5 protein-coding genes and 2 pseudogenes are annotated in these 6196 nt (G+C 61.5%); 5 read left to right on the top strand and 2 right to left on the bottom strand.

Going from position 1 to position 6196, the window contains the following annotated elements; all coding sequences use genetic code 11:
- Positions 1–90 precede the first annotated feature (90 nt).
- From C448_RS04245 to C448_RS04265, 5 genes and pseudogenes are all read left to right on the top strand, one after another.
- Positions 91–492, top strand: a pseudogene (locus C448_RS04245) (PstS family phosphate ABC transporter substrate-binding protein); the annotation flags it as partial.
- A gap of 51 nt (positions 493–543) precedes the next feature.
- On the top strand, positions 544–1626 hold the full coding sequence (pstC, locus tag C448_RS04250; protein ID WP_004052074.1) for a phosphate ABC transporter permease subunit PstC: 1083 nt from the start codon (positions 544–546) through the stop codon (positions 1624–1626).
- Positions 1623–3215 carry a phosphate ABC transporter permease PstA gene (pstA, locus tag C448_RS04255; protein WP_004052075.1) on the top strand — a complete coding sequence of 531 codons (1593 nt, stop codon included), beginning with the start codon at positions 1623–1625 and terminating at the stop codon, positions 3213–3215. Before pstC ends, pstA begins: the two co-directional genes overlap by 4 nt.
- A 25-nt stretch (positions 3216–3240) precedes the next feature.
- Entirely contained in the window at positions 3241–4224 is a 984-nt protein-coding gene (locus C448_RS04260; protein ID WP_004052076.1) for a phosphate ABC transporter ATP-binding protein, read from the top strand.
- Positions 4225–4364: 140 nt separating this feature from the next.
- On the top strand, positions 4365–5360 hold the full coding sequence (locus C448_RS04265; protein ID WP_239640520.1) for a phosphate uptake regulator PhoU: 996 nt from the start codon (positions 4365–4367) through the stop codon (positions 5358–5360).
- A gap of 15 nt (positions 5361–5375) precedes the next feature.
- On the opposite strand, the gene C448_RS17170 is transcribed toward C448_RS04265, so the two are convergent.
- A complete protein-coding gene (locus C448_RS17170) occupies positions 5376–5741 on the bottom strand; it encodes a DUF7344 domain-containing protein (RefSeq protein WP_455429046.1) in 366 nt (121 codons plus the stop codon).
- 261 nt (positions 5742–6002) lie between these two features.
- A pseudogene (locus tag C448_RS04275) lies at positions 6003–6196 on the bottom strand (IS1595 family transposase); the annotation flags it as partial.

Here is a 6196-nt window from a genome sequence, read left to right on the forward strand (position 1 = left end):
GTGAGATCGCGTTGATGTGTGCGGTGTACAACATTAAGGAGGCCGCAAAACAGGAAATTCCACTTCCGTCATGCGATTAAACACGGCCGCCAGAACCAGCAGGTCCGCACGACCGTCCAGCAGAGCGACAACGCCATCGCGTACATGGCGCTGGCGTTCGTCGGCGGCCAGGCCCCCGCGGTCGCGCTCGAACTCGACGGGACGACCTACGAACTCGGCAAGAACCTCGGCTCGAAGGGCTACCCGCTCTCGCGTGATCTGCACTGCTACACTTGGAAGGGCACCTCGAAGAAGGAAGCCGCGTTCATCAACATGCTGCTCACCGAATACGGTCAAAAGCAGTTCGTCGAGGCAAACGACTACTTCACGCTCCCACCCGAGCGCCGGCAGAAGCAGCGCAGCAAGCTTCCCGAACCCGCCCAGCAGGTCAGCTACGGCGGCGGCAACGCGAGCAGTTCGAACGCGAGCAACTCGGACACGACCAGTAGCTAATCCTCTTCCACTGAATCGGTCCGTCAGAAACTGACGCGACCGTTTTCTATTATGTCATTCACAAACAGCAAAACGACGCGAATCGTGCGCTCGATCACTGGGACGGACCGCGTGGCGCTCGTCGCCGGGAGCGTGGCTGCGGTCTGCCTGCTCGGTGCGTTCGTCAGCTTCCTCGTCGGATCGAGCCTGACGGCGGTGTTCGTCGTCGGCTTTCTCCTCGTCGTCGGCTACGGCTGGTACGCCCGGCAGGCGCTCGCCGCGAAGGGGCTGGCCTTCCTGGCGACGGTCTCGACGCTGCTCACGATGGGGCTCATCATCGTGTTCGTACTGCGCGAGGCGCTGCCGGCGGTCCGGTATATGGGACCGATCGATCTCCTCTTGCTCACCGGCGAGCCGATGTGGCGCACCGGCGGTGAGCAGCTCTACTCGCTCGCACCCGCGATCGTCGGCACGCTCATCGAGACGCTGCTCGCGGTGATGATCGCCGGGCCATTGGGTGTCGCCGGCGCATTGTTCGTTAGCGAGGTCGCCCCCAGTTGGTTGCGCGCGATCCTCAAACCCGGCATCGAGATCCTCGCGGGCATCCCCTCGATCGTCTTCGGCTATCTCGGATTGGTCGTGCTCAATCCGTACTTCGCGTCGAGCAGTGCGTTCGGCCTGCCCGGTCTCGGGAGCCTGCTCGCCGTGGGGCTGGTCGTCGGCGTGATGGCGCTCCCGACCGTGGTCTCGGTCGCCGAGGACGCCATTTCGAGCGTGCCCGAATCGATGAAACAAGGCTCGCTCGCGCTCGGGGCGACCGAGTGGCAGACGATGACCGGCATCACGATGCCGGCGGCGTTTTCGGGCATCTCCGCCGCCGTCCTGCTCGGCGTCGGTCGTGCCGTCGGCGAGACGATGGCTGCAACGGTCATTCTCGGCAACGTGACCGACCTGCCGACCCCTATCTTCGACGCCTTCGACAACACGACCACGCTCACGAGCCTCATCGCCAGCCAGTACGGCAACGCGAGCGGTCTTCACGTGAACGCGCTGTTCGCCGCCGGTGCCGTGCTGTTCGTGACCGTGATGGCTATCTCAGTCGTCTCGCAGTACATCGAGCGCCGCATGCTGCGCACACTCGGGGGTGAACGGTGAGCGACGCTCACGAGCGCCGGCTGGTGAACGATGATGGATCAGCCTTCGAGCGCGTCAGCGCCGCCGTCGTCGGTCTCGGCGTCTTGGTCTTCCTGTATGCCACCGCGTCAGTGTTCGGCGTGACGAGCTTCGAAACCGAGATCGCGGGCGTCGGACTGGCGACCCTGTTCGGGATCGTTCTCTGCGCCACTGGCGGGATCGTCATCGTTCTCGGCGTCTGTTCGCGGCTCGGATGGGTCGACACGACGCCGAACGAGACGGTCGGTCTTCCAGTTAGCGCGTCGTTCGGCGTTCTCGGCGCGATCGCCGGCAGTCTCGTTGGCTCACAGCTGCTTGGCGGCGGAGCCATGGTCTGGCTGCCGTTGACGGCGCTTGCCGCGGTCTCACTGGTCGCCGTCAGCGTGCTGCCGCGCGAGGACGTCGGCTCAACCGTACCAGCCGGCGGCATCGCCATCGTAGCAGGGGTTGTCCTCCTCGGCGGAGTCGTCGGCCCGGAATGGGAATGGAACCCTGCAAACCTGGAAGCGACGTTCCACGCCCCGCTCGTCGTGGGCGCGATGATCGGTCTGGCGGGCCTACTGGTCACGTGGGCGGCCGCGACCGCCAGCGCCGGCTTCGGCAGTCGGGGCCGACAGAGCGGTGCGTACCTGCTGATGGGCTTGAACGCGCTGGCGATGGTCACGATCATGGCCGCGTTGGTCGCGTTCGTCACCCTCAAGGGCGCTTCGAAGGCCTTCGCGGGCATCGAGATCGGTCTCGGCGTCGGTCCGGAGATCGTCGGGCTGGCGCTGCCGATCGACTGGCCGTTCGTCATGAACGTCTCGCAAGGCATCTACGTCGACATCCCCGGTGTACTACCGGCGATCATGGGAACGGTCTGGATCGTCGTTGGGACGGTCCTCTTCGCGGTGCCGCTCGGCGTCGGTGCGGCCGTCTTCCTCACCGAATACGCCGAGCAGGGGCGGTTCACCCGCATCGTCGAGGTCACGACGAACGGTCTCTGGAGCACGCCGAGCATCGTCTTCGGATTGTTCGGAGCTGCGTTCTTGGTGCCGCGCTTTGGCAACACCAACTCGCTGTTGTCGGGGATCCTCGTGCTCGGGTTCATGCTGTTGCCACTGGTGCTCATCACGAGCCGGGAGGCGCTCCAGAGCGTTCCCGACGAGTACCGCGACGCGAGCGCCGCCCTCGGCGTGAGTCGCTGGCAGACGATCAGAAGCGTCGTTCTCCCGGCGGCGTTGCCCGGCGTCATCACGGGCGTCATCCTCGGCGTGGGCCGGATCGCGGGCGAGACCGCGCCGCTGTTGCTCGTGATGGCTGGCTCGCCGTTCCCGAGCGATACGCCGGGCGTATTCTCGTCGTTCGAGTTCAGTACGACACCGCCGTTCGTGACCAACGATGCACTGCTGACCGCGGCGAGCGCGCTGCCCTACCAGCTCTACGCGACTATTACCGCGGGCGTCGGTGCACAGGATGCCGAGGCGTTCGGGTGGGGGACGGCGTTCGTCCTCCTGTTGGTCGTGCTGTCGTTCTACGCGGTCGGCATCGCGCTGCGGGCGTACTTCCGCAGCAAACTCCACCATGAGTGAATAAAATAACAATCAGGATACTCAAATGGCCACAAATATCCAAACTACAACGAAATCCACAGTAGAGAACCAAACAACGAGTAGACAGACATCTGCCGGTGAGAGCGACGAGCGCATCGAACCGGAGTGGACGAACTACGACTTCGACAACGGGACGAAGTTCGCCGTCGACGACCTCGATGTCTTCTACGGCGACGAGCAAGCACTCGAAGGGATCAACCTCGACATCCCCGAAGAGAGCGTCACGGCACTCATCGGCCCATCGGGCTGTGGGAAATCGACGTTCCTCAGATGCCTGAACCGGATGAACGATCGCATCAAGGCCGCGCGCGTCGAGGGGAGCGTCGCGCTNTTCCTCAGATGCCTGAACCGGATGAACGATCGCATCAAGGCCGCGCGCGTCGAGGGGAGCGTCGCGCTCGACAGCCAGGAGATCTACGGTGACGGCGTCGATCTCGTCGAGCTCAGAAAGCGCGTCGGGATGGTGTTCCAGCAGCCGAACCCGTTCCCGAAATCCATCCGGAAGAACGTCTCCTACGGCCCGCGCAAACACGGCGACGTCGAGACTGGCCTGCTCGCACGGTTGTTCGGCGACGACGCCGGCGACGAGGACGCGCTCGTCGAGCGCGCGCTCCGGCAGGCCGCCCTCTGGGAGGAGGTCGACGACCGACTCGATGACAACGCGCTCGGACTCTCGGGCGGCCAACAACAGCGCCTCTGCATCGCGCGCTGTCTCGCGGTCGATCCCGAAGTGATCCTGATGGACGAGCCCGCGAGCGCGCTCGACCCGATTGCGACCGCGAAGATCGAGGACCTCATCGAGGACCTCGCCGAGAACTACACCGTGGTCGTCGTCACCCACAACATGCAGCAGGCCGCGCGCATCTCCGATCAGACCGCCGTCTTCCTCACCGGTGGCGAGCTCGTCGAGTACGGCGACACCAACGAGATCTTCGAGAATCCCGAGAGCCAGCGCGTCGAGGACTACATCACCGGCAAGTTTGGGTAGTAATAGATGATATGCTATTACCCAATCCTTTCGGCAGATCGACTTGCCGCGATCGCGCCATCGTCACGAGAATATCATCAGCAATACGGAATCCAATGAACGCTTCAAACGATCTGACCCCATCCAGGGAAACGCGCAAAGTGCAGCTGACTGGCGGATCGACATACACTATCTCGCTCCCGAAACAGTGGGCTATCGAACACGGTATCGAGGCGGGACGACAACTACATATCTACGCGAACAGTGATGGGTCCCTGACCATTCGTGCGAACAGCTCTCAGGAAACCGAAACGACAGCCGCACGCATTGCAGTCGATGGCTACGCCGAGGACGACCTTCGTCGGGCAGTGCAAGCACTCTATGGCGTGGGACTGGACGAGTTTACGCTCACGACCGGGGATACGCTTTCGACCGCCCAACGTCGGGCTGCGACCCGTGCCGCAACGAAGCTGATCGGTCCAGAGGCGCTCGAAGAGACAGAAACAAGCATCGTCTTCAAAAACATGATCAGCACCAGTGACGAATCGGTTCGCCAGTCGGTGTTGCAGCTTGAATACGTGACGGAGTGGATGCATCGCAACGCTGTCTTAGCATTGGTGAACGCCGATACCAACCGAGCCGAGCGCGTCGTCGAGCGCGACGAGGAGGCAGATCGTCTGTTCGGGTTGGTGAACCGCTGTTTTCAGAAATCACTCACCACCTTACAAGAAATCGAGCAGCTGAACCTTGACCGGTCCACGGTATTTAGCTATTATACAACCGCCCGTCAACTAGAACGGGTTGCTGACCACGCAGAGAAGATAGCTACGACTGCATTGCGGGTTGAGGACCCTTCTTCGGTCGATGGGGTCGACGAACTCGTCTCACTTGCCAACCAGTCTCGAGAAATCGTGATCGATGCGGCGAGTGTTCTCCTCGATGGTGGATCAATCGAACAGGCCTACACAGCGTTTCATGCACGCGATGAGTTGCTCGAAGCAGTCGAGCCTCTCGATCGCCGGTTCCACAACGATTCATCGTCTGATACGTACCTCTTGGCGCTCGTACTCGATAGCGTGCGCCGTACAGCGGAATACGGGGGGAACATCGCCGAGGCAATGATTCAGGCATCTGTCCGATCCGATAATTCGTCGTGATTGCGCGATTGCGGTTCAGAGCGCACTGAACTGTCGTGGCTCACTGACGCTTTCACTCGCGTATTGGTTCATTACGTCGGTAGCAGTATAGACTACCAGTCGGCTCTCAGCATCGTACGCGAGCAGACCACTGGCAGAGAGGACGGGAATGTCGAGATGATGAAGTTGAATCGCCATCCGTTCGGTGGCGTCAGCCTCGACAGTGTCAACTGAGAGGTCGTTTCGTATGGCTACAGTGTGAGCCGCAAGCGTCCGCAGTTCGACAGGGTATACAAATCGCCCGAGACACTGGAGTGCATCACGTCGCCGGCCGTTCGATACTGCTATTCGTTCCAGATGGGTGGCTGTCCACTCATCATTNATACAAATCGCCCGAGACACTGGAGTGCATCACGTCGCCGGCCGTTCGATACTGCTATTCGTTCCAGATGGGTGGCTGTCCACTCATCATTCACTCCGAACGGCTGCTGAGCGGCGATTGTGGGCGCTAAGTCCCTCATGTCCATTTGTACTGTTCAGGGAAGGGGGCATGAGCCGTTCGTACGGAACATCTATAGAGAATGATAGCTATACGTTTGCCGCTATAGCTATCACTCAACGTATGGAATTTCCCTAGCATAAACATGTCCGCTCTTGTGTAGATTAGCGGAATACGTTGACGGCGACGCAATCGATGAGACTGTGGATGGGTGCTTGAACAAGATTCAGGGAACGAAGAAACCCGAAGGTGCGAGCGGCCTGCTCCAAGCCCTGCTTGGACAGGCCGCGAAATTTCGCCAGCCACGGCTGCACTAACGACCAGAGGCACTCGACCTGATTCGTGTGGACACCGTCGT

Source organism: Halococcus morrhuae DSM 1307, assembly GCF_000336695.1.
Taxonomy (GTDB): domain Archaea; phylum Halobacteriota; class Halobacteria; order Halobacteriales; family Halococcaceae; genus Halococcus; species Halococcus morrhuae.

Coding starts and splice junctions, on each gene's coding strand:
- pstC (WP_004052074.1), top strand. CDS start 544: ATGTCATTCACAAACAGCAAAACGACGCGAATCGTGCGCTCGATCACT.